The organism is Caballeronia sp. dw_19 (genome assembly GCF_018449515.1).
Taxonomy (GTDB): domain Bacteria; phylum Pseudomonadota; class Gammaproteobacteria; order Burkholderiales; family Burkholderiaceae; genus Caballeronia.
On record NZ_JAAVUQ010000056.1, the window covers coordinates 1 to 24,874 of the forward strand.

The 24,874-nt window shown below is 58.7% G+C and carries 17 protein-coding genes; 8 read left to right on the forward strand and 9 right to left on the reverse strand.

What is annotated here, in order from left to right; translation table 11 throughout:
- From HB376_RS37545 to HB376_RS37555, 3 genes are all read left to right on the forward strand, one after another.
- Window positions 1-918, forward strand: a 918-nt coding sequence (locus tag HB376_RS37545; RefSeq protein WP_255631806.1) for an NAD(P)-dependent oxidoreductase, incomplete at its 5' end; no start/stop codon positions are given.
- Window positions 919-1,274: 356 nt separating this feature from the next.
- Window positions 1,275-1,703 (forward strand): hypothetical protein, encoded by a 429-nt coding sequence (locus HB376_RS37550; RefSeq protein WP_213768772.1) that lies wholly within the window; start codon window positions 1,275-1,277, stop codon window positions 1,701-1,703.
- A gap of 10 nt (window positions 1,704-1,713) precedes the next feature.
- Window positions 1,714-2,079, forward strand: a complete 366-nt coding sequence (locus HB376_RS37555) for a response regulator (RefSeq protein ID WP_213768746.1) — start codon at window positions 1,714-1,716, stop codon at window positions 2,077-2,079.
- Between the two features lie 166 nt (window positions 2,080-2,245).
- On the opposite strand, the gene HB376_RS37560 is transcribed toward HB376_RS37555, so the two are convergent.
- The 6 genes from HB376_RS37560 to HB376_RS37585 form a co-directional block, all read right to left on the reverse strand.
- Complete coding sequence (locus tag HB376_RS37560; RefSeq protein WP_213768747.1) at window positions 2,246-3,082, reverse strand: OmpW family outer membrane protein; 837 nt, start codon at window positions 3,080-3,082, stop codon at window positions 2,246-2,248.
- Between the two features lie 104 nt (window positions 3,083-3,186).
- Window positions 3,187-4,404 (reverse strand): DUF2957 domain-containing protein, encoded by a 1,218-nt coding sequence (locus HB376_RS37565; RefSeq protein ID WP_255631807.1) that lies wholly within the window; start codon window positions 4,402-4,404, stop codon window positions 3,187-3,189.
- 139 nt (window positions 4,405-4,543) lie between these two features.
- The gene (locus tag HB376_RS37570) at window positions 4,544-5,992 is read right to left on the reverse strand and encodes a DUF2957 domain-containing protein (RefSeq protein WP_213768749.1); all 1,449 of its coding nucleotides are present in this window, start codon (window positions 5,990-5,992) and stop codon (window positions 4,544-4,546) included.
- A gap of 469 nt (window positions 5,993-6,461) precedes the next feature.
- Entirely contained in the window at window positions 6,462-7,415 is a 954-nt protein-coding gene (argC, locus tag HB376_RS37575) for an N-acetyl-gamma-glutamyl-phosphate reductase (protein ID WP_213768750.1), read from the reverse strand.
- A gap of 150 nt (window positions 7,416-7,565) precedes the next feature.
- Window positions 7,566-8,132: a flavodoxin family protein gene (locus HB376_RS37580; RefSeq protein WP_213768751.1), complete on the reverse strand. Its 567-nt coding sequence runs from the start codon at window positions 8,130-8,132 to the stop codon at window positions 7,566-7,568.
- A 162-nt stretch (window positions 8,133-8,294) separates the two neighbouring features.
- The gene (locus HB376_RS37585; RefSeq protein ID WP_255631808.1) at window positions 8,295-8,765 is read right to left on the reverse strand and encodes a YbhB/YbcL family Raf kinase inhibitor-like protein; all 471 of its coding nucleotides are present in this window, start codon (window positions 8,763-8,765) and stop codon (window positions 8,295-8,297) included.
- A 454-nt stretch (window positions 8,766-9,219) separates the two neighbouring features.
- Between HB376_RS37585 and HB376_RS37590 the strand changes: the two genes are divergently transcribed.
- Window positions 9,220-9,924, forward strand: a complete 705-nt coding sequence (locus HB376_RS37590) for a response regulator (RefSeq protein ID WP_213768752.1) — start codon at window positions 9,220-9,222, stop codon at window positions 9,922-9,924.
- A gap of 87 nt (window positions 9,925-10,011) precedes the next feature.
- Here HB376_RS37590 and HB376_RS37595 read toward each other — a convergent pair whose 3' ends face one another.
- Window positions 10,012-10,698, reverse strand: coding sequence for an orotate phosphoribosyltransferase (locus HB376_RS37595; RefSeq protein ID WP_213768753.1), 687 nt, complete (start codon window positions 10,696-10,698; stop codon window positions 10,012-10,014).
- 508 nt (window positions 10,699-11,206) lie between these two features.
- Here HB376_RS37595 and HB376_RS37600 point away from each other — a divergent pair.
- The 3 genes from HB376_RS37600 (at window position 11,207) to HB376_RS41540 (ending at window position 19,261) form a co-directional block, all read left to right on the forward strand.
- On the forward strand, window positions 11,207-13,495 hold the full coding sequence (locus HB376_RS37600) for an NADP-dependent malic enzyme (RefSeq protein ID WP_213768754.1): 2,289 nt from the start codon (window positions 11,207-11,209) through the stop codon (window positions 13,493-13,495).
- 336 nt (window positions 13,496-13,831) lie between these two features.
- The gene (locus HB376_RS37605) at window positions 13,832-17,929 is read left to right on the forward strand and encodes an ESPR-type extended signal peptide-containing protein (RefSeq protein ID WP_213768755.1); all 4,098 of its coding nucleotides are present in this window, start codon (window positions 13,832-13,834) and stop codon (window positions 17,927-17,929) included.
- Between the two features lie 618 nt (window positions 17,930-18,547).
- Window positions 18,548-19,261: a C40 family peptidase gene (locus HB376_RS41540; RefSeq protein ID WP_346730658.1), complete on the forward strand. Its 714-nt coding sequence runs from the start codon at window positions 18,548-18,550 to the stop codon at window positions 19,259-19,261.
- A 74-nt stretch (window positions 19,262-19,335) separates the two neighbouring features.
- Here HB376_RS41540 and HB376_RS37615 read toward each other — a convergent pair whose 3' ends face one another.
- Window positions 19,336-22,935 carry an indolepyruvate ferredoxin oxidoreductase family protein gene (locus HB376_RS37615; protein WP_213768756.1) on the reverse strand — a complete coding sequence of 1,200 codons (3,600 nt, stop codon included), beginning with the start codon at window positions 22,933-22,935 and terminating at the stop codon, window positions 19,336-19,338.
- Between the two features lie 323 nt (window positions 22,936-23,258).
- On the opposite strand from HB376_RS37615, the gene HB376_RS37620 reads away from it, so the two are divergent.
- Entirely contained in the window at window positions 23,259-23,450 is a 192-nt protein-coding gene (locus HB376_RS37620; protein ID WP_213768757.1) for a hypothetical protein, read from the forward strand.
- Window positions 23,451-23,610: 160 nt separating this feature from the next.
- On the opposite strand, the gene hppD is transcribed toward HB376_RS37620, so the two are convergent.
- Entirely contained in the window at window positions 23,611-24,714 is a 1,104-nt protein-coding gene (gene hppD / locus HB376_RS37625; protein ID WP_213768758.1) for a 4-hydroxyphenylpyruvate dioxygenase, read from the reverse strand.
- Window positions 24,715-24,874 lie beyond the last annotated feature (160 nt).

Sequence of the window (24,874 nt, forward strand, 5' to 3'; positions counted from 1 at the left end):
CCGCTAAAGCGGGAACTCCGGTCGACACAGGAGAACGACATGGATATCGGATTTATTGGACTCGGCAACATGGGCGGCGCGATGGCGCTAAATGCGCTGAAGGCAGGCCACACGGTACGCGTCTGGAACCGCTCGCCCGACGCCGCGAAAGCGCTCGCCGAACAAGGCGCGCGCGTGGTTGCATCGGCGGATGAAGCGTTTTCGGGCGACGCGGTGTTCTCCATGCTCGCCGACGACGCCGCGTTGCGCGCCGTTCTCATCGACAGCGGCTTGCTCGAGCGCGCGCCCAAAGGACTGGTCCACGTGAACATGGCCACCATTTCCGTGGCGTTCTGCGAGGAACTGGCGAGCCTGCACGAGCGGCACGGCGTGGCGTACGTCGCGGCACCCGTGCTCGGGCGGCCGGATGTGGCGGCGGCGGGCAAACTGAATATCGTGGCGGCGGGCGCCGATGAAGCCATCGCTCGTGTGCAACCGGTCTTCGATGTCATCGGCCAGAAGACATGGCGCGTCGGTACCGCACCGCAACACGCGAACGTGTTCAAACTGGCGGCGAACTTCATGCTGGCATCGGCGATCGAAACAACTGCCGAGGCCGCGTCGCTGATGACGGGGCATGGCATCGATCCGCACGCGTTCCTCGACGTGATCTCGAACACGCTGTTTCCGGGCCCGGTGTACCAGGGTTATGGCCGGATGATCGCCGACAACCGCTATGAACCGGCGTTGTTCAAGGCGCGGCTTGGCCTGAAGGACGTACGGCTCGCGCTCGCTGCGGGCGATGCCGTGAACGTGGCGCTGCCCGTGGCAAGCCTGGTGCGCGACAACCTGATCGATGTACTCGCCCAGGGCGACGGCGACAAGGACCTGGCCGTGCTGGGAAAGGTCGCCGCACGCCGGGCGGGGAAGAAGGTGTGATCAATACGGTTTGATTCTTGCGCCGCAGTAAAAGTAAAGCCTGAGTAAAGCCCGGACGCGACGGCGTTGTATCGACGATAAATAGCGGCAACGGACAGGAACGTTCCCTATACTTGTCGCGCCGTTTGCCTCAGGTTCGGGATCGTTTCGAATTTGACAGCATTCGGTGGCGCACATACGGACACACGCCGCTGGTGCAGGCTTTTCAAAAGGTCTCGTCGGCGACGAAACCGGCTTGAAAGGTGGTTTGGACGTGACCTGGAAGCGGGTTTTCGGGTCGACTCCCGGGCCAGCGTATAAAAAGACGAAGCGGAGACAGGACAGCGCCCACTATGAAAAGCACTCTTCGGGGTCTCATGTTCGTGGCGGCATCGGCGGGCCTTACATGGGTTTGCCTGAGTACGCCCGCGATCGCTCTCGCCGACGACACCCCCAATCCCTGCGATGCACTCAAGCACATCGTGGCGGCCGCACCTGATGGTTTCGCCTCCCTGCGACCCGACGATGGCAAAGCCGTCGCGCAGCCTTATGGCCGCGATGCGCAGTGCGCGGTGAAAGCCGGCACTTATAGCTGTACGTGGACGAAGGGGGCAAACGCCGGATCGGCGGCGGACGCTTTGCAGGGCGTGGCGGCGGACATTGCCGCGTGCTTGCCCGACGCTACCCACGATCAAAACTCGCCGGGCCGGCAGCATTTTTATATTGGGGCGCGGGGGCAGCGCACGCAGATCACTGCAACGACTGCTGGTGCTGGAAAGTTGACGCTCGCGGTGTCGGGCAAATGAGGGGACAGTCGTGACCAAGCGTGTTCTCATAGCCGATGATGACGACGATGCCCTGAGTTGCCTCGCGAACTTGCTTACGGGGCTGGGACATCAAGTGGCGCAGGCGTCGTGCGGCGCTCAGGCGCTCGACGTGGCGCGGCAATTCGCACCGGACGTGGTGATTCTGGATCTGGGCATGTCGCCGATGGATGGTCTTTCTGCCGCGCGTGCCTTGCGTGCATTGCCCGAGGGTCAGGCAATGCTGCTGGTTGCGCTGACTGGCTGGGGACAGCCGCAGCATCATGCTATGACGCAGGAAGCGGGCTTCGATATTCATCTGGTGAAACCGGTTTCTATCGACCAATTGGGCTTTATTCTGTCGATGACCCAGCCTTGATGTTGTACGCTCGCAACAAATTGACGTGAATCGACGGGAGGATGTTGCGCTGCACCAATGGTTTTGGTAAAGTGGGGTTGTCTCCTCCATGTCTCTACTGATATGGATTCAGCCCGCCCATCTTAGGCGGGCTTTTTTTTATCCGCGTTTTTACCGCATGATTCCCTCAGAACCGGTACGACACCGCCAAAAACGTAATCAGCGGATTGGCACTGAGCCTTGATTTCGTCGTAGCAAGTTCGGTCCCATCAGCCGCCTTGATGATCAACGACGATGTCGTTTTCAACGGAATGTAGGTTAGCGAAGCAATCAAACCCCAGTGTTTGTCGAAGTTATAAGTCGCACCGAGATTGAACACCGGCTGCCACGACGACGAAGCCTTCGCCTCCACCGACGTCGGTCCCGGCTTGCCCGCACCCGCCGCCAGCACCGCGCCAAGATTGCTCTGCGTCGAGTTTATGAAACCATCGGTCAGCTTGATGTTCGTGAAGAAGTTATACGACACGCCAAGGCCTGCAAACGGCCGGAACGCCGCGGTCGGCGCATTGAAGTAATACTGGAAAATCAGCGCCGGGCTCCACTGCCGCACGCTTTTCACGATCGGGTTCGTCTGATCGAGGTTCTGGTTGCCAAGCGCGCCCGCCGGTCCCGGCGGCTGGATCGTGCCGTGACCATCGAGTTCGAACGCGGGCGGCACGCCGCCTACAAACGTGGTCGCAATGTGATCGGTGAAAAAGTGCGTGAAGACGAGGCCGAACGTATCGGCACTCTTCGTCGACAAACTCGTTCCCGGTGACGTGAATTGGGACGGCAACCGCAGCGGCGTATTGATCGGCGTAGGCGCCACATGCGTGGTCAGTGCATCGCTCGAATCCTGCGGCATGACGTGAAACCAGCCGAGTCCCACGACGTTATCGCCGGCACTCTGTGCATGGGCCGACAGCGACGCACATGCAGCGACCGCTACCGCCAACGGTTTTCCCGCAGCCAAAAGCTTTTTCATTTCGTCTCTCTTCGGTTACAGGCCGTCATGCGAACGCAGCGCGAGAAAACCCGGGCGTTGTTCGCATGCAGCCGTTCTTGATGGGCTGCCAGACGGTTACTGGGTCACTGAACAAATGAGCCGATAGTGAAATACGGTGTCGTCGGGTCGCTCTCGTCGAGATAACCGAATACGCCGCCGGAGAAGATGAACTTGCCGGTTGGCGTCGTGCCGGTCGATGCACCCACCACCGTCGATGTCACCAGACCCGGAATCGTTTCCGTGTAATCCAGGTTCAACGCACGCGACAACGCAACCTGCGACGGCTGGAACGGATCGATCAAGGTGGCCTGCGTGCCGCTGAGCGCGGTCGTGCGGTAATCGAAGGCGTTATCCACGCCGACGTATTCCCCGTTCACCGATCCCGATGCCACGCTGATTTGCGGCGACATCATCGAAATGCCGGATTCGTCGTCGGCGAACGGCGGAATGCCTGTGGTGATCGTGGCGTTCGCCGTGCCGGTACGCACGAGGATCGGCACGTTCTGGCCGCGCAGCTTGCCCACGATCATGTAGCCCTTGCCCAACGGACCGGTTGCGAGTGTCGGGTTGCCTTGCCCAAGGAAGTTGTTGGTGACGAACGCACCGCTGCCATCCGGCGATGGTGCGAAGTTCGATCCGGCTTGCTGGCATTTGCCGGCGTTCACGCCGGTGTTGTCGCACTCTTGCCAGGTGCCGTCGGCATTGATGGTGATCTTCGAATCGACAGAAATGCGCGCGTAGTTTTGCGAGGGAATCTCGTGATAGCCCAGTTGGCTATATGTCCCGGCGACATTGGCGAGATTGGTCTCAAGCGTCGAGAAACCGATGAACGGGTAATACGGGAAGATCCGGTCAGGTACAACGCCTTGACCAAGAACCCCGCCGAACTGCAGTTCCTTGCCCGGAATCGTGCCGCCCGCGACCCCTTCGCCCACGAAAATGCGCGCGGGACGCGTTGGGTCGAGCGTCGCGCCGTTCAACTGGTACGCGCACTGATTGAGCTTTTGCGTGGGCAGGCCGGTTTCCATCGTCAGCGTGCCGTTCTGGGACGTGCCGGCGCGGGTGGGGGAGACCGTGCCGGTCACGGCCGGAATGGGAGATTCCACGTAGGTCACCTGCCACGTGAGTTTCGTCGTGTCGAGTTGCAGCTGGACGAGTTCGCCGCTGCCGCCCCCACCGGTGAAGGTGGTCGTGTAGTCAAGCGACGCCGGGCACAGCCGGACGACCGGCGGCTGAGGCGCATCGCTGCCGCCGCCGCAGCCGCCAAGGAACGGCGTGACGCTGGCGATTGACGCACCCATCGCACCCAACGCAAAAGTTCTCCATTTCATACTGCTGTCTCCATCCACATTTGTTCGTTCGTCTTTCGTCGGCAACCGGCGCTTGCCGGTTGCTCTGGTCTTGAGTGCTTGTCGCGTCCGTTCGTGTGCCCGGCGGCGCTTATTTGCTGAGCAGCGCGCCGATACCGAAATACGGGCTTGCAGGCGTGTCGGCGTTAGCGGACGTGGAGGTCAGACCGCCGTTCACCGTGCTGCCGGCAATGAAAATCCCGTACAGGCCGCCCGCCGAGATCAGCGCACCCTGGCCGCCGTTCTGGTCCTGCACGCCGATCAAGCCGGGCAACTGCTGCGCGTAGCTCATGCCGAAACCGGTCTCGGAAGCCTGCGTCGATGGATTGATGAACGAGCCGACCGGACCTTGCAGCAACGTCGCCGTGTACTTGAAGTTCGAATCCGCGCCGACATAACCGCCATCGAACGCGCCCGATGCGAGCGCCGTGTTCGGAGCGAGCATGGCGATGCCGGATTCATCGTCGACTTGTGATGCGGTCGCGTTCAACGGCGTGAGCGGCGACGGCACGAAGACCTGACCGGTACGCACGACAATTGGCACGATGGCGCCGTTGACCTTGCCGATCACCATGTTCGCGTTCGCGACAGCTGGGAACGCAGGGAAGCCGAGGCCCGTCAACGCTGGCGAGGAACGTTGACCCTGCACTTGCGGTGCAACGGCGCTGGTGAAATACGCGCCGCCCGCGTTCGCCGTCCACGCGCCACCGGTCGTCTGGCAAGACGTATTCGATGCCGGCACGGGCACCGTGCAGTTGCCGGCGGTATCGAAGGATTCCTGTGCCTGCGTGGTCGTGGTCGAGTAGTTATTCGATGGAACCAGGTGGTAAAGCAGCGCGTTATACGTGCCCTTGAGATCCGCGACGTTCGTGCTCACCGTTGAGAAACCGATGAACGGATAGAAGTCGAAGTGCCGGTTCGGCACCGGGAACAGTGGCGGGAAACCGGGGATCGGGTTGACGCCGTCAGCGGTCAGCGTTGCCCCGCTGTACTGCACGGTCGCACCCGGAATGCCGCCGCCGGCCACGCCCTGGCCGATAAAGATGGTCGGCGGGTTCGCCTGGTTGAACGCGGCAGCCGTGGTGTAGATCGATCCATCCGATGCCTGGCCACCGCCCGGCGTCAGCACGAACGCGCAACGGGTTTGCTCCGCCGTGGGCAAAGTGCCTGCCGGCGGGTGCACGACTGCGCCGACGATCGTCGTGCCCTTGCGGGTCGGATTGATGGTCCCGGTGACAAGCGGAATGGGCGATTCGAGCCACTTCAGCGTGTATGTCATGTTCACGGCGTCGATGTTCAGGCTCACGATCTCGCCGCTGCCCGCGCCGCCCAGATACGTGTTCGAGACAATATCCGCGTTAGCCGGACACAACGGCGCGGCACCTGCGCCCACAGCCGGCGCGCCTTGCGTGCCACAACTCGCGCCGGAACATTGCGGCGTGTTGATCGGACCCGGGTTGTCGGCGTTGCCGCCGCAGGCAACAAACAACGGCGCGGTCGCAAGTGCGAGCGCGAGTCCTTTCGAAATGGCATACGGCATAACGCGGTCTCCCTTATCTAGTTTTGCGCGTGTAATTTCGCTATCACTTTTTCGTATGTCAACCGACTGAAACATCTAAAACGCCGATTCAAACAGCAGGGTTCCGGCGATGCCTTGACTGATAAGGCGCAGACGGCGCATTGAAACAAAATTTTTTCCACAAGGTAAATTGGAGAAAATATGTTTAGTTGCAGTGCGAAACGAAGAAAGTTTGAGCGCGAAAACGCGTAATCATCCACGAACGAACGTTCGTAAATAAATTGGGAGAATCCCTATGAAACCGCGACGGAAGTTCTGTTTGACCCGCGTGGAATTTACGAGGTGGAGATTTGAAGACCAGGCCGGGACGCTGATCGAGTGAATAAAAATGCAGGTGTGAAAAAGCCGGTTTCGCACAATGGCGGAAACCGGCTTTTAGCCAGGTCGAGCGCCTGGTGCGCTCAGATTTTCCCGGAGTCGATTGGCTGGCTTAGCGCGACAGCCCCGATTCTTCGTCGGCGCCGATTGCCAGGTTCATGCACTGGATCGCCGCGCCGGACGCACCTTTGCCCAGGTTGTCCAGCCGGGCAACGGTGACAAACCGCTCGTCGCTGCCGAAGACGAACAGCTCGACCCGGTTGGTGTCGTTGCAAGCCTGGACGTCGAAGAAGCCGTCGTCGAGATTGCTGTCCGCATTGAACGGCAACACGCGCACGAACGGTTCGTTCGCGTAGTACTCGGCAAACAACGCCTGCACGTCTTGCGGCTTGGCGGTACGCGACAGTTGATTCGGCGAGAAGTACGTGGTGACGGCGAGGCCCTTCAGGAAGTTGCCGACAATAGGCGTGAACACCGGCGCGTGCTTCAGTCCCGAGCGCACCGCCATTTCCGGCAGATGCTTGTGGGCCAGACCTAGCGCGTAAGGCCGCGGGCTGTCGAGCCGCGGATTCCCGCCCGCTTCATAGTCCGCGATCATTTTCTTGCCACCACCGCTGTACCCGGTGATGGAATACGCGTGCGCGGGGAAATCGGCGGAAACAAGACCGCCTGCCACCAAGGGCTTCATTGCCAGCAGGAACGCCGACGCGTGACAACCCGGCACCGCGATGCGCTTCGCCGTACGCAAACGCTCGCGCTGCGCCGGCATGAGTTCGGGAAGTCCATATGCCCAGTCGTCATGCGTGCGGAACGCCGTGCTGGCGTCAATCACCACCGTGTGGTGATTGTCCGCGTTCACCAGCGAAACCGATTCGCGCGAAGCGACGTCCGGCAGGCAAAGGAACGTAACGTCCGACGCATTGATCAGCCGCCGGCGTTCCTCCACGTCCTTGCGCCGCGCTTCCTCGATACGCAACACCTCGACGTCACGCCGCTCGGACAGATATTCAAAAATCTTCAGGCCGGTGGTGCCTTCCTGTCCGTCGACAAATACTTTCGTGGTCATCTCGATCTCGCTGGGTCGGTCGCGCACGGAGGGCATGGTGCCCGAGCGCGGTCAAAACGCCATTTTAATGCGCTTCCGCGACAACGCGATGGCATTGCCGGGCACATCAGCCGATCGGCCTAAAAAAACGTTGCACCGCCGCTGAAAAAACTACTTTGCGTTCCACCGCGCCGCCACGGCCGCGATCCTTGCACCGAACACTTTGGCCGTCTCCAGATCGCCGGGCGGCGGGGCTTCGTCAGGCGATGCATCCGCCGGCGATTGCGCCAGCAAGCCCGAAAAGCCCCCGACGAAGTTCAGGTCGTTGCGCGTGGCCGCCTTCGTGTTCGACGGCATCATGCCCGTGCCGGTCCAGATCATGCCGTGCTGCATCGCGAGCGTGACGAAGTACGCAATGGTCGAATGTTTGTCGCCGTTCATGGTCGCCGAGTTCGTGAACCCGGCCGCGATCTTGTCCTTCCACGATTGCGCGAACCACGGTTTGGAGCTGGCATCGGCGAATTTCTTGAAATCGGCTGACGGGCCGCCCATGTACGTGGGCGCACCGAAGATGATGGCGTCCGCGGCATCGAGCTCGGCCCAGCCAGCATCGTCCAGCTCGCCGACGGCAAGCAGCTTCGCGTCCGCGCCGGCGTCGATCGTGCCGGTGAGCACGGCTTCCGCGAGTTTTTTCGTATGGCCGTAGCCGCTGTGATAAACGATAACGATTTTCGGCATTTCATTCCCCGTATGCGACACAACGCCGCGGGTTGCGCAAGAACAACCGGAACCACGCATCTTCGCGATAACTTGGCCGGCTGCAAAAAAAGACGCCGGTGATAGTTCACCGGCGAGTCTAGCAAAGCCAAATTCGACCTGCTGACGTGCCATAAAGGCCGTTCAGCGCCCGTACGTAACAACGAGTTGCGCGCTGGCAATGGTTGTAGTTCGGATTTCGTGCTCGAACATGAGCGAAGGGCTGCTTTGGCGCAGGCGCAAGTCGCTGCTGTTGAGCGCGTAGACCGTGATGACGTAGTGGTGCGGTTTACCCGGCGGCGGACAGGGGCCCGCATAACCGTCAATATCGAAGTCATTGCGCGATTCCACCGCTCCCATTTTTCGTAAGACACCTGAGGCGCTTGCGTTGGACGGTAATTGTGAGACGTTCGCGGGAATGCCCGCGACGGCCCAGTGCCACCAGCCGCGGCCAGGCGCGTCCGGGTCGAAGATGGTGACGGCGAAACTTTGTGTGCTGGCCGGCGCGCCGCGCCATGACAGTTGCGGCGAACGGTTGCCGCCTTTGCAGTCGTTCTGGTCGAACACGAGCGCGAGCTGCACGGGCTGGTTCGGGCGGAGATCCGCACTTGTCAACGTGAAAGGGGCTGTGGCGATAACTTCAGCGACCGCACGCGATGCATTTGATACTATCGCGACGCAGAAAACTGGTAGCAGCGCCGCGCGGCGGAAAATTCGGAACCTGACGAGACGCCAATCAACAGCGCGGTACACAGCACAAACCACAAGCCCGATCCCCAAGCGCATGGTGCAAGTTCTCCGGTCACGGGCGCGGCCAAAGTCTGGCGTTTCACCCACTGTAACGATGTATTTTGTCTCAGAAATTGGCTTAGAGCTGGATTCAAGTTTAACATCGCGGGAAAGGACAAAATTTTTCAAATGTTCAAAAGAAGACTCAGCAAGGGTCAACACCGTGACTTCGGGTTTAGCCGCAATTTCGCTCTCCCGGCTGAAGGGCCAATGTAATGAGTAAGAGCACATTGCCTATAATGCGCGAGGGATTTGTTCATTTACGAGCGAGGGGTAAATAATGGGTCAACGGATAAAAGTCATTATCGCCGATGACCATCCTGTCATTCTGTTTGGCGCCGCGCAGGCGCTATTGAAGTTTCCCGAGATCGAGGTGGTTGGGCAAGCGCGTCAATCGACGGAATTGATTCAGCTTTTGCAGAAATCGCCCTGCGACGTGGTCGTGTCGGACCTTGCCATGCCGGGTGGCCAATATGGCGACGGCATGCCATTGCTGGGTTATATCGGGCGTCAGTTTCCGACGGTGCGTATCGTCGTGCTGACCATGCTCGAAAATCCCGCGCTCCTGAAACGCTTGCGTGAGGTCGGTGTGACGGCCGTGATCAATAAGTCTGACGATTTGAGCCACATCGGACTGGCCATCGTCCACGTGATGCGCGGACAGGAATATATTGGGCCGTCGGTGCGTCTGGCGCTCGACAGCATGGGCTTGTCGGCGAGCGGCCAGCAGCGCGACGTGGTGTTGTCGAAGCGGGAGCTGGAAGTGGTGCGTTTATTCGTGTCCGGCATGACAATTACTGAAATTGCCGCGCAGTTGAAACGCAGTATTAAAACGATCAGTACGCAAAAGAATACCGCCATGCGCAAGCTTGGAATTGAGCGGGATTCTGAATTGTTTCAATATGCCCAGAGTAATGGATTATTGAATCTTTCGGCTTATGTGGGCGATGGGAATCTCGACGACACTATTCCCCTGAATACGTAATTGTAATTTGTGTTGTTGCATAAAAAAGCCGCTCGTTCATAAAAACGGGCGGCTTTTTTAATTACATGAAAATTCCCTCTCAGGCGATTATTGCGGTGATGCTGTTACGCCGCCGTGCGCCGCCGACCATTGTGCCGGCGCATGCAGGAATTTCTCGACTTCATCCAGCGTCTTTGTCTCGAAATAGCCCGCTTCCTTCGCGACGCGCAGCACATCCCACCATGTGGCGAGCGCGTGCAATTCCACGTCGATATCTTTCAGCACCGAGACGCTTTCCTTGAAGATGTTGTAGTGAAACAGCACGAAGCAGTGATTTACCGTCGCGCCGGCCGTGCGCAGCGCGTTGATGAAATTGATCTTGCTACGGCTGTCGGTGGTCAGGTCTTCCACCAACAGTACGCGCTGGCCTTCGGTCAACAACCCTTCAATTTGCGCGTTCCGGCCGAAACCCTTCGGCTTCTTGCGCACATATTGCATGGGCACCATCAGCCGGTCGGACAGCCAGGCGGCAAACGGGATACCGGCCGTTTCACCGCCTGCGACTGCGTCGATCTGCTCATAGCCGATATCGCGAAGGATCGTGGTCTCGGCCATCTCCATCAGGGCGCGTCGTACGCGCGGATACGAGATCAGCTTGCGGCAGTCGATATAAACCGGGCTCGCCCATCCCGACGTGAAAATGTACGGTTTGTCCGCGTTGAAATGCACGGCCTGGACTTCGAGCAGCATCTTGGCGGTGGTGTCGGAGATCGTCTGGCGGTCGAAGCCTGTCATGGGCGAATCCTTGCATTTTGAGTTGGCGCCTGAAGCCCGTTTTGGCCCGTAATCAAGCGACGGTGACCAAAGGCACTTGGCGCAGCGGCGGTGTCCGGTCGAGCAGATGTCGACGGCGTTCGATGCGCGCACAGGCCGGGATTTTACCCGACTGAAAAGACACGGACGAAACGCGAACGACACATGAAAGCGCCGTTCGTTGCCGGAATTGTCTTGTTATTCGGGGACCTGCCGAGCAATCGGTGCGAGCGCTTTGGCGTGCTTAAGCGTTCTTTCTGTCGAAAATGGTGCTACGCGTCAATTTAAACGCACGGTGTACACTATTTATCCCCGAAAAATGCTAAGGCCAGATAGTTCACTGTTGGCGCACGCGCGCTTGTCATCAAGACCGGCCGGATGGCCAAAATCCATTTCGATCCTTAACGAGATTTGACCGTCGCGAGCGCAGTGTCCTAGCCCTCCGTCTCACCCATTTTCCGCCCATTTTCCTAAACGTCTCAGGCCAATCATGGACGAACAACTGAAGCTCAGCGCCCTCGCATATCACCAGTATCCGAAGCCCGGTAAGATCTCGGTCACGCCGACCAAGCCCTTGTCCAACCAGCTGGATTTATCGCTGGCTTACTCGCCCGGCGTGGCCGCTGCCTGCATGGCAATCTTCGACGACCCGCTCGACGCCCAGAAATACACCTCGCGCGGCAATCTGGTCGGCGTGGTGACCAACGGCACGGCTGTGCTCGGTCTCGGCAACATCGGACCGCTCGCCGCCAAGCCGGTGATGGAAGGCAAGGGCTGTCTCTTCAAGAAGTTTGCGGGTATCGACGTGTTCGATATCGAGCTCGCCGAGACCGATCCGGACAAGCTGGTCGATGCCATCGCCATGCTCGAACCCACGCTCGGCGGCATCAACCTGGAAGACATCAAGGCGCCAGAGTGCTTCTACATCGAGAAGAAGCTGCGCGAGCGCATGAAGATTCCCGTCTTCCACGACGACCAGCACGGCACGGCGATCATTGCATCGGCGGCGATTCTCAACGGCTTGAAAGTGGTCGGCAAGAAGCTGGACGAAGTGAAGCTGGTCTGTTCCGGCGCGGGCGCTGCGGCGATCGCGTGTCTCGATTTGCTCGTCCACCTCGGGCTCAAGAAGTCGAACATCCTGGTCTGCGATTCGAAAGGCGTGATCTACGAAGGACGCGGCAACCTGGATCCATCGAAGGAACGGTACGCCGCGAATACGACAGACCGCACGCTCGCCGATGCCATCGACAAAGCCGACGTGTTCCTCGGCTGTTCGAGCGCCGGCGTGCTCAAGCCGGAAATGGTCAAGGTCATGGGCACGCAGCCGCTGATCCTCGCGCTTGCCAATCCCGAGCCGGAAATCCGTCCGGAGGAAGCGAAGAAGGTGCGCCCGGACGCGATTATTGCCACTGGCCGGTCGGACTATCCGAACCAGGTCAACAACGTGCTGTGCTTCCCGTTCATCTTCCGCGGCGCGCTGGATGTGGGCGCGACCACGATCACCGAAGAGATGAAGCTCGCGTGCGTGCGCGCGATCGCGGAATTGGCCGAAGAGACCGATCAAGGCGATGAAGTTGCCAAGGCGTACGAAGGCCATTCGCTTGAGTTTGGTCCGGACTACCTGATTCCGAAGCCGTTTGATCCGCGTCTCATCATCAAGATTGCGCCGGCTGTTGCTCAAGCCGCGATGGATTCGGGCGTGGCGACGCGTCCGATCCATGACATGGACGCGTATCGCGAAGAGCTGGGCACGACGGTTTATCGCACGGGCATGGTGATGCGGCCGGTGTTCGCGGCGGCCAAGTCGGCGCCTGCGCGCATTGTGTTTGCCGAAGGCGAAGACGAGCGCGTGCTGCGCGCCGCGCAATTCGTGCTGCTGGAGAAGATCGCGAAGCCGATCATCATCGGGCGGCCGGCGGTGGTGGAAATGCGCTTGCAGAAGATGGGCTCGAAGCTGAAGCCCGGTACCGATTTCGAGATCGTGAATCCGGAAGACGATCCGCGTTACCAGAAGTGCTGGCAGGAATATCACACCATTGCTGCACGCGAGGGCGTGACGCCGGACAACGCAAAGGCCGCGCTGCGCAAGTTCAACACATTGATTGGCGCGCTGCTGGTGCGTCTCGGCGATGCCGACGGCATGATCTGCGGCATGATCGACACGTATCACGATCATCTCAAATTCATTGAGCAAGTGTTGGGCAAGGCGGAGGGCGTGGAGAACTTCGCCGCGATGAATCTGCTGATGCTGCAGGGACGCAATCTCTTTATCAGCGATACCTACGTCAACGAGATCCCTACGCCCACGCAACTCGCCGATATGACGATCCTGGCGGCGCGCGAAATCGAGAAATTCGGGATTGCGCCGAAGGTGGCGTTGCTGTCGAACTCGAACTTCGGCAGCGTGCCGAGCGCTTCATCGAAGCGCATGGCCGAGGCTCGAAAGCTGATCGCCGAGCGTGCACCGGATCTGGAAGTGGAGGGCGAAATGCACGGCGATGCAGCCTTGTCGGAGGTCGTGCGCAAGGCTGCATTCCCGGCGTCGAAGCTGACGGGCGAGGCCAATCTGCTGATCATGCCGAACGTGGAAGCGGCGAATATCACGTACAACCTGCTCAAGATGGTGAGCGGTGAAGGCGTGACGGTTGGGCCGTTCCTGTTGGGCGCGGACAAGCCGGTGCACATTCTCACGCCGGCGGCGACCGTGCGGCGGATCATCAACATGACGGCGGTGGCATCGGCGAACGCGCGAGTGAAGGCGGTAAGTAACGAGGCGTAAGCAGATGAATTAATCCGTCGTCCTGACTATTGGATGACGGTTGACTGAGGCGTGGACGAAGCGGTGACCGAGGATATCGGTCGCCGCTTTTTTTTTGCGCATGTCCCCGCCACATCTAGCGCAAATGCGCTAACGGCGCTTGGTGAATTTTTAAAGAGATAGAAAGTTGTGGTGCATACAACGACGCCTTTCTTATTCGGACAAATCTGATTCGAATGCCAAGTTGTGCTGAGTAGAGTCGCGGATCGTTTCACTTACCTGTTCGTCAAGACAAGTCGTTACGCAGATTTGTTTCGCGTCAGACACATTTCGCACAACTCTTTGCAGGTATTCAGTATGAACAAGGTTTTTAAATCAGTTTGGAGCGAGGCTCTCGGTGCTTGGGTCGCGGCGTCGGAATTGTGTCGCGGGCGCGGGAAGGGCGGCGGGAAGGTAGCGCGGGCGGTGTTGCTGGCGGTGGGGTTGAGTGCTGCGGGTGTGGCGATCGCTGGTGGAAACGGAACGTCTTATACCGGCAACGGCGCAGCTACTGCAACGAATGCAACTGACATCGCGATCGGTTCAGGCGCGACGGCAACGAGCAAGACCAAGGACGCGATTGCTATCGGCGACACGGCAGCGAGCACGGCAGACGGCGCGATCAGCATTGGTGGAAGTGTTTCGAACGCTGCGACTAACTCTATTTTGATGGGGAATGCAGGAGTCCCGGCCGGAACAACCGGCCAGGTGCCGGTTGCTTCTATTGACGCTGGTTCGACCGCGTCGGTATTTTTCGCACCGGCTGGCGGCTCGGTTCAGACTTCAGCGAACTCGTTTTCCTTCAACCCATATGCCGGGATTAAAACATCGGCATCGCCCGATTCCGTGAATATCTCGGGGACGGTGAGCGCGGCGCCATCGTCTGTAGCTATCGGTAGCAAATCCAGCGTCACCAACACTCAGACCGCAGCGACAGCGGGTGTCGCGATCGGATCGAATGCGTCAGTGCAGGCGTTAAATTCTGTCGCAATTGGTGCTAACTCGGTAGCCAACCGGGTCAATTCGTTCTCAGTCGGCGGCAATGGGACGACCCGTGTAATTACGCAGGTATCGAATGGTACAAAAGCAACTGACGCTGCGAGCGTATCGCAACTCCAGGATATTGTGAACGGACTGGGTGGCACAGCGGAAATCAACGCAGACGGATCAATAACAACGCCCACGTATTCTGTGAATGGATCGGATGTGCCGGGCATTGGCCAGGCGATTAGCGCGCTGGACACGCGTCTGCAGAACGCGGTCATGTACGACGGCGTTTCCAGTTCGATCACGCTCGCTGGCAGCAATGGCACGCAGATCCATAATCTCGCTGCCGCGACAACGGCCACGGACGCCGTCAACTTTCAACAGTTGACCGACGCCGGCCTGATCGTCGACACGACAGGCGTTGTGACAAACGCGTTCGTCGCCTACACGGACAAGACCGAGAGCGTCGTTTCGCTGGGCGGCTCTGGCGGTACGAAAATCAAAAACGTCGCTGCAGGCGTAGACGCGCAAGATGCAGTCAATGTGAAGCAATTGACGGATGCAGGCGCAGTGGTGGATTCCACGGGTTCCGTAACGAACGCATTCGTGGCCTACGATGGCAGCGCGAAAGATTCAGTAACGCTGAAGGGTACGGCGGGCACGCAGATTCATAAGGTCGCCGCCGGCACGGCTGATCAAGACGCAGTGAATGTGAAGCAATTGATGGATGCGGGCGCGATCGTGGACTCGACCGGCGCAGTGACTAACGCGTTCGTCGCCTACGACGGCACGACGAAAGATTCGGTTACGCTGAAAGGCTCGAACGGCACGCAGATTCATAAGGTCGCGGCGGGTACCGCTGATCAAGACGCAGTGAACGTGAAGCAGTTGACGGATGCGGGTGCGATCGTGGACTCGACCGGCGCAGTGACTAACGCGTTCGTCGCCTACGACGGCACGACGAAAGATTCGGTTACGTTGAAAGGCTCGAACGGCACGCAGATTCACAAGGTCGCGGCGGGTACCGCTGATCAAGACGCAGTGAACGTCAAGCAGTTGACGGATGCCGGCGCGATCGTGGACTCGACCGGTGCCGTGACTAACGCGTTCGTCGCTTACGACGGCACGACCAAGGATTCGGTCACGCTAAAAGGCTCGAACGGCACGCAGATCCACAACGTCGCTGCCGGCACGGCCGACAAAGACTCAGTGAACGTGAAGCAGTTGACGGATGCGGGCGCGATCGTGGACTCGACTGGCGCAGTGACAAATGCGTTCGTCGCCTACGACGGCACGACGAAAGACTCGGTCACGCTAAAAGGCTCGAACGGCACGCAGATTCATAACGTAGCGGCCGGCACTGTCGATATGGACGCAGTCAACCTCAAGCAATTGACGGACGCGGGCGCAACAGTCGACACAAGCGGAAACGTGACGAACGCATTCGTCGCCTACGACGGCAGCGCGAAAGACTCCGTGACGCTGAAAGGCTCGAACGGCACGCAGATTCATAACGTAGCGGCCGGCACTGTCGATATGGACGCGGTCAACCTCAAGCAATTGACGGATGCAGGCGCAACAGTCGACACGAGCGGCAACGTGACCAACTCGTTCGTCGCATACGACGACAGCACGCAGAATTCGGTCACGCTAAAAGGCTCGAACGGAACGCAGATTCATAACGTAGCGGCGGGCACTGTCGATATGGACGCGGTCAACCTCAAGCAATTGACGGACGCAGGCGCAACAGTCGACACAAGCGGAAACGTGACCAACTCGTTCGTCGCGTATGACGACAGCACGCAGAATTCAGTCACGCTAAAAGGCTCGAACGGCACGCAGATTCATAACGTAGCGGCCGGCACTGTCGATATGGACGCGGTCAATCTCAAGCAATTGACGGATGCAGGCGCAACAGTCGACACAAGCGGAAACGTGACCAACTCGTTCGTCGCGTATGACGACAGCACGCAGAATTCAGTCACGCTAAAAGGCTCGAACGGTACCGCGATCCATAACGTAGCTAACGGCGAAGTCAGCGCTACCAGCAAGGACGCGGTCAACGGCTCGCAATTATTTGAAGCGACGCAAAACATCCCCGCATTCGCTGATTCGGTAAACTACGACAGCCCGGCGCACGACAAAATCGCACTGGTCAGCACCGCCGGTGGCGCCGTGACAATCTCTGGCGTAGCTGCTGGTGCAATGACTGCGACCAGCAATGAAGCGGTCAACGGCGCACAGCTTTTCGCGGTCGATGCCAAGACGAATCAGAATACCGCCGACATCACGAACATTAACAAGACCATCAGTAACATTACGAACGGCGGCGACGCTTACGTAAGCCAGGATGCGACTACCGGCGTCATCTCGGTCGGCGGGAACACGAATGGCAACGAGGTCAACGTGGCCGGCACTTCAGGCGCGCGCAAGATCACGGGCGTAGCTGCCGGAAGTGTTGCCGCGGCCAGCACCGATGCGGTCAATGGCTCGCAGTTGTACAACACGGCAGCGTCGACGGCAGCGGCTCTCGGTGGTGGCGCGGGTGTCGATGCAAATGGCGGTATCACGGCGCCAACCTACAGCGTCGGTGGAACGGACGTGCATGACGTTGGCACTGCAATCGCCAATCTCGATGGACGCACGACCGCAAATTCGAACGCCATCGCGGACGTTACAGCCGCAACGAAAAACGCGGTCAGCTATGACTCGGACGCGCATAACAAGGTGACGCTCGGCGGTACCGCAGCCGCTGACGGAACCGATGCGAACGCTGTCCAGTTGACGAACGTGAAGGCTGGCGAGCTCTCGGCCACCAGCACGGACGCCGTGAACGGGGCGCAGCTGAACGCGACGAATGCCCGCGTTGACACGTTTGAAAATGTAGTCAACAACATTTCCGGTACGGGAAGCCCGTTTATCGCAATCAATTCGTCGGTCGCGGCGTCCCAGGCACCCACCGCAACAGGCACCGATGCTGTCGCGATTGGCGCAAATTCGCACGCTTCGGGGAACAATTCCGTCGCTTTGGGCGCCAACTCGGTTGCTGATGAAGACAATACGGCGTCAGTGGGTTCGGCTGGCAACGAGCGTCGCATCACGAACGTGGCGCCGGGGCAAAACGGCACTGACGCAGCCAACATGAATCAGGTCAACGAGTTGCGTAACGACGTGGGCCAGAGTTTGTCGGCGTTGCAACGTAGCGCGTTCGGCGGCGTGGCTTCAGCCATGGCCATGCCTAGCCTTTCGCCGCGCGAGCCGGGCAAGACCGTGGTAGCCGTGGGTGTGGCTAACTACAAGGGCTATGGCGCAGTGGGTGCGGGCGCAACGTATCGGTCGCGTGATGGCGCGTGGTTGATCAACGGCGCGTTGTCGGTAACGCCTCATGGCGATACAGGCGCGCGGGCTCAGGTGGGCTACGAGTTCTGAGTTTGAGCTGGTTGTAGGGCAACAATGAAAGGCGATCCGGATGTTCGGATCGCCTTTTTTACTTGCATAAAGCATTTCAGAAACGATCAATATCGGTCACGCCGAATAGTGACGCGGGCGTGCGTGCTCATCCAGGCCGCGGACGCCACCCCAGGGCCGAAGTTCAATAGATCGTATTCGACGACACTATCTGATTTAGGAGCGCGCCTATCAGTATTCCCATGAAGTCCCAATAAAATAGCCTCTGAAGCGAGATTGTGACAAAGCGAGACATGCCAGTGTCCCGTGTCTCGCCTTCAGTTCCGCTATCGGTCAGATATTGATTGCCCAGTCCCTGCTGGACGCACAGTTCTCCGTATTCTGCGGATCGGCGCATTAGCCACAATTCGGTGCGGTTTCCAAAATATGTTGAATCCGCTGTAGTTTAAAAAATCAAGCAATATATTAGGAATGCGTATCAATTATGAAGAGGCAATATAAATCGATACTGAGCGAAGTCGCTGTAAAGCGTGACGTCGTTGGTCAAAAAGAAGTCGGTGGTTATAGATTGTTTGAGCGAAACAAGGCTATTCCTTTGGCAGGTCCGTTAAAGACGGCTGGCCCGACGGATTTAAGAAGGTGGGCGCTACGATGATGTGGGATGAACTTAATCTGGATATCGCTCACAATTCCCGGCGATATGGTACGAGCGAAAGCACCAGAACTTTGTCGTTCAAAACTCGGCTGAATAATATGCTGGCAACGGCGTTCAGCGCATTTGTGTTCGCGAGCGCGTCAGCGTCGGTACACGCAGAGACGCCTGACGTGGACGCCAGCAAACACACAGTGACGGGCGCCATTGAAGCGGGCGAACCTGCTTCACTCGATGGCGCCGTGTTGAATTATGATCCAGTCTCGCTTCAGGATGCGGCCCGGAAAACTCAGGAACTAGCCAGGAATGCGGTTGGTAACGGGGACAGGGTTTCAGGCGTTCTGGAAGAGGCGGAAACGATGATCGGCATTCGTTACTTGTGGGGCGGCAATACGCCCGAGGAAGGGCTCGATTGCAGTGGCTTCGTGCGTTATGTCTACGAGAAGGCTGCAGGTATATTATTGCCGCGGCTATCGGCGCAAATCAGCAGGAAAGGCAAGCCGATTGCGCAGACGGATTTGCATCCTGGCGATCTCGTATTTTTCAATACGCCTCGAGGTGAAGCGACTCACGTAGGCATTTATGTCGGTGAGCATCAGTTTATTCACGCACCGAAGACAGGTGCGTTCATTCGTATTGAATCGATGAGAAGTGCTTATTGGACATCGCGATACTATGGCGCACGACGAATGGTTGCATGACTTGCAGCCTGGTAAGCAAAAACGCCCGATGACAACATCGGGCGTTTTTGTTTTTCGTGCGTCGCGCTAAAAACCTAGGCTACTTGCCGGGCCTCGCCACCTGCCGGCGTACGCCAGCGCGCGAGCAGCGCATTCCATTTGATACGAGCTGCGGTCACGTTGTTATCTTTCACGTGACCGTAACCGCGCATCGAATCCGGCAAGCTTGCGAGTTCTATTGCCAGCGGCAACTTCTCCGCTGTCAATCCACCGATCAACTCCTTCACCAGCGCCTCGTAATCCGCGATCAGCGCCCGTTCCATCTTCCGTTCTTCGGTCTTGCCGAAGATATCGAACGATGTACCGCGCAGGAACTTCATCTTCGCTAAAACCTTCATGGCGGATAAGACCCACGGGCCGTACTGCTTCTTGATCAGATGCCCGTGCGCGTCCTTCTTTGAGAGCATGGGCGGCGCGAGGTGGAATTTCACTTTCCAGTCACCTTCGAAGCTGCCCTTCAACCGTTCCACGAACGCCGGATCGGCATAAAGACGCGCGACTTCGTATTCGTCCTTGTACGCCATCAGCTTGTGCAGATTTTTAGCAACGGCTTCAGTCAATGCGTACTGGCCATCGCCCAGACCGATTAAGGCTTCCGCCTTACGCACTTCGGCCACGAGCTGAGCGTAACGCGCGGCGTACGCTTCGTTCTGGTAGTCGGTGAGATAGGTGATGCGCTTTTCAATCAGCGTGTCCAGCGCCTTCGGCGTATGCAGCGAGATGATCTTGCTGCCGCCTTCCGATCCCGACGATATCCCGCCACGACCTTGCGCGCCGACAAGCCGCGTGACGCCCTCGAGATCGTGAGCGGCGTGGCGACCCCATTCGAACGCCGCGAGATTCTTTTCGACCTGCACTGCATTCAATTCAATCGCGCGAACCAACGATTCATGTCGTAACGGCACCCAGCCGCGTTGCCACGCAAAACCCAGCACGAACGGATTGGTGTAGATGGCATCGCCGAGTAGAGCGACGGCGAAGCGATTTGCATCGACGAGCGCAACGTGTTCGCCAGCGGCTGTGCGGATATCCGCTTCCGCGCTCGCGCCGGGGAAACGCCAGTTCGGGTTCTTGATGAACTCGGCGGTCGGCGTTTCAGCGCTGTTGACCACCACGCGCGTGTGACCGGGTTGCATCCGCGAGCCGCATTCGTCGCTGGCTGTCACGATAGGATCGCAACCAATCACCAAATCTGCTTCGCCCATCGCGATGCGTGTGGCGTGGATATCGCCGGGATGCGTGGCGATCTGTACGTGGCTCATCACGGCGCCGCCTTTTTGCGCGAGGCCGGTGACATCGAGGACGGTTACGCCTTTTTGTTCCAGATGCGACGCCATGCCGAGCAACGCGCCGATCGTCACAACGCCTGTACCGCCGACGCCGGTGACCAAAATGCCGTATGGCCGGTCGATCAGCGGTAGCTCGGGCGTGGGAACAGGCGGCATTGCATCGCCGGAAATACTCGATACCTTCGGCTTGCGAAGTTGTCCGCCTTCAACCGTGACGAAGCTCGGGCAGAACCCGTTTACGCACGAGTAGTCCTTGTTGCAGGTCGACTGGTTGATCTGGCGTTTCGTGCCGTATTCAGTGTCGAGTGGTTCGACCGACAGGCAATTCGATTTCACCGAGCAATCGCCGCAACCTTCGCAGACGGCTTCGTTGATGACCACGCGCTTCGCCGGATCGGGGTACGCGCCGCGTTTCCTGCGCCGACGCTTTTCCGTCGCGCACGTCTGGTCGTAGATCAGGATCGTGGTACCGGCAATCTCACGCAAGGCGCGCTGGACCTCATCGAGCTTCTCGCGATGAAATACATCGATACCCGGCGCCAGCCCCACATTCGCCTGATATTTTTCGGGTTCATCGGTGACGATCACGATCTTCGTCGCGCCTTCGGCCGCGAGCTGATGCGTGATTTGCGGCACGGTGAGCACGCCATCTACAGGCTGACCGCCGGTCATCGCGACGGCATCGTTGTAGAGGATCTTGTACGTGATGTTGGTCTTCGACGCGATCGCTGCGCGGATCGCGAGCAGCCCGGAGTGGAAGTAGGTGCCATCGCCGAGATTGGCGAACACGTGTTTGTCGTTGGTGAACGGCGCCTGGCCGATCCACGCCACGCCTTCACCGCCCATCTGGCTGAACGTGCTCGTGCTGCGGTCCATCCACACGGTCATGTAATGGCAACCGATACCGGCAAGCGCGCGCGAACCTTCAGGCACATTCGTCGATGTATTGTGCGGACAGCCCGAGCAGAACCACGGCTTGCGCTCCGCTTCAACGCGCGGCCGCGCCAGCGCTCTTTCCTTCGCTTCAATCACCGCGATACGCGTCGCGATGCGCGCGCGGACATCGGCGGGAAGATCGAACTTGTCGAGCCGCGTGGCAATCGCCTTCGCGATAATCGCCGGCGACAACTCGTAGTGCGCCGGCAGCAGCCAGTTGCCCATCGGCACGGACCATTCGCCGCCTGCGCCATCCTTCTCGTCGAACTTGCCGAACACGCGAGGGCGTTGTGCATCGGGCCAGTTATAAAGCTCTTCCTTGATCGCGTACTCCAGGATCTGGCGTTTTTCTTCGACGACCAGAATCTCCTGCAACCCATGTGCAAATGCATGCGCGCCCTGCGCTTCGAGCGGCCACACGCAACCGACCTTGTACAGACGAATGCCGATGCGCGCGCAGGTTTCATCGTCGAGACCGAGGTCCGATAAAGCCTGACGAACATCGAGATACGCCTTTCCCGCCGTCATGATCCCGAAGCGCGCATGCGGCGATTCAATCTCGATCCGATCCAGCTTGTTTGCACGCACGTAGGCGAGGGCCGCGTACCACTTGTAGTCGAGCAGCCGTGCTTCCTGAACCAAGGGCGGGTCGGGCCAGCGGATGTTGAGGCCGCCATCAGGCATCGCGAAATCGGTTGGCAGGACAATTTGCGTACGATGCGGATCGATATCGACAGAAGCCGACGATTCCACCACATCGGTCACGCATTTCATCGCGACCCAGAGGCCGGAGTAACGGCTCATGGCCCAGCCATGCAGGCCGAAGTCCAGATATTCCTGCACATTCGATGGAAACAGCACCGGCAGCCCGCACGCCTTGAAAATGTGTTCCGACTGGTGCGCAAGCGTGGACGATTTGGCGGCGTGATCGTCGCCGGCGAGCACGAGCACACCGCCATGCGCCGATGAACCCGCTGAATTGCCATGCTTGAACACGTCGCCGGTTCTGTCGACGCCCGGCCCTTTGCCGTACCACATCGAGAACACGCCGTCGTATTTGGCGCTTGGATAAAGATTGACCTGTTGCGAGCCCCATACGGCGGTCGCCGCGAGGTCTTCATTCACGCCGGGCTGGAACACGACCTGACGCGAAGCGAGGTGGTTCTTCGCTTTCCACAGATGTTGATCGAGTGCGCCGAGCGGAGAACCGCGATAGCCGGAAATGAAACCGGCGGTATTGAGTCCCGCGGCATGGTCGCGCTGTTGTTGCAGCATCGGCAGCCGAACCAGCGCCTGTATGCCGCTCATGTACGCGCGACCGCGTTCCAGGGTGTATTTGTCGTCGAGCGTGACGGAATTTAGCGCGGCTTCTAGGGAAGCTTGTTGTTCCGCGTCCAGGGGGGCATTCATTGTGGGGTCTCTCCGCCAACGTTTGGGATCGCCAAAGCACTTTAGGGCCTTCGCGTCTTGTGGATGCGTCAGCCGGGATTTTGAGTGTGCCCGTTTTGATTTTTTTTCAGCACTGGTAAAAACCCGCTGAAAAGTAATTTCAACATTGCACAGGTGTTACGACGTGTAAAAACGGCCGGATTTCGGGAGCGGCGGGGAACCGCTCGCGTCGAGAGCATTCAAACCGGCGATCGATGCACATTCGTGCCGGCTTTGCCGGCAGGAAGAACACGAATGTGCACGATTGCTGGACACACCGATGCACGCAGTTGAAGGAGGAAGCAGTGAAACAACGATACATCCAGAGCTTTTTGATGGTTTCCGCAGCATTTTTTGCGATGAACGCGCCGGTTCGCGTTGGCAACCCGGCTGGATCGGAGGCTACGATCTCCGGCATTCCGCGAATGTCACAGGTTCGGGTTGAACAGGTTTCGAGCAAGCAGACGGCGGAAAACAAGGACGACGCTGACGCTTGAGAGTTTGGATGCGTGCGAAGCCGCTGAAATTCCAATCAGCCCCGCGTCGTGACTCCTGCGCTGTCGTAAATGCAGGCACTCACGATGTTCCCGATCGCCAATGAACAAAAAAATGCCGAGGATCTTTGGATCCCCGGCATTTTTATTTGCACAGCACGCTTTAGCTGGCGCTTGTGTCCTTCACTACGCCACGCCGTATCTGGTCGAGTTCGATCGATTCGAACAGCGCCTTGAAATTGCCTTCGCCGAACCCCTGATTGCCCTTGCGCTGAATGATCTCGAAGAAGATTGGGCCGATCTGGTTTTCCGTGAAAATCTGCAGCAGGATTTCGTCCCGCACGCCATCGATCAGGATCTTGCGTTTGCGCAATTCCGCTACCGATTCGCCATGATTCGGCACGCGCCGGTCGACGAGCTCGTAATACGTGTCGATGGTGTCCAGCAACGAAATTTTCGCGCCGCGCAGCTTGTCGACGGTGCTATAGATATCATCGCTGCCCAGCGCAATGTGCTGGATGCCTTCGCCATGATAGGCGTCGAGATATTCCTGGATCTGCCCCGACGTATCCGAGCCTTCCTCGTTGATCGGGATGCGGATCTTGCCGCACGGCGAACTCATCGCTTTCGACTTGACCGCGGTCACTTTGCCTTCAATGTCGAAGTAACGCGCCTCGCGGAAATTGAATAAACGCTCGTAGAACTCGGCCCATTCGATCATCCGGCCGCGATGAACGTTGTGCGTCAAATGATCGATGTACGTCAGGCCGTGACCAACCGGATTTTGCTCGGCGCCGGGAATGGGTTCGAAATCGACGTCGTAGATGCTGATGTCGCCGATACTGCCCTGCTGCGCGCCATTCTTGCCGCGCCAGCGGTCCACGAAGTAAATCAGCGAATCGCCAATGCCCTTGATCGCCGGAATGTTCAGTTCCATCGGGCCGGTCTTGTTATCGAAGCCCCACGCGCCAAGATCGAGCGCGCGTTTGTACGCCTTGCCCGCATCGGCGACACGGAAGGCGATCGCGCAAATCGACGGACCGTGAAGGCGCGCGAACCGCTGCGCGAAGGAATCAGGCTCGGCGTTCACCAGAAAATTGATCTCGCCCTGCCTATACAACGTCACTTTCTTGTGACGATGCCGGGCAATCGCGGTGAACCCCATTTGCTCGAACAATTGCCCGAGCGCCACGGGATCGGGCGCCGTGTATTCGATGAATTCAAAACCATCCGTGCCAACGGGATTGTCCCAAGTCGTTGCCTGCATGCTTTGTCTCCTGAACCGTGACGATGATTCGATGTGATTCGATGATTAACCGGTGCTTATTGAGACAAAGTTTATCGACGGAAGCACGGTGGATACTTGCGAAGTAAATCGCATATAACTACGATGACGCATGTTTATGCCGTCAATGCGGCTATCGGAG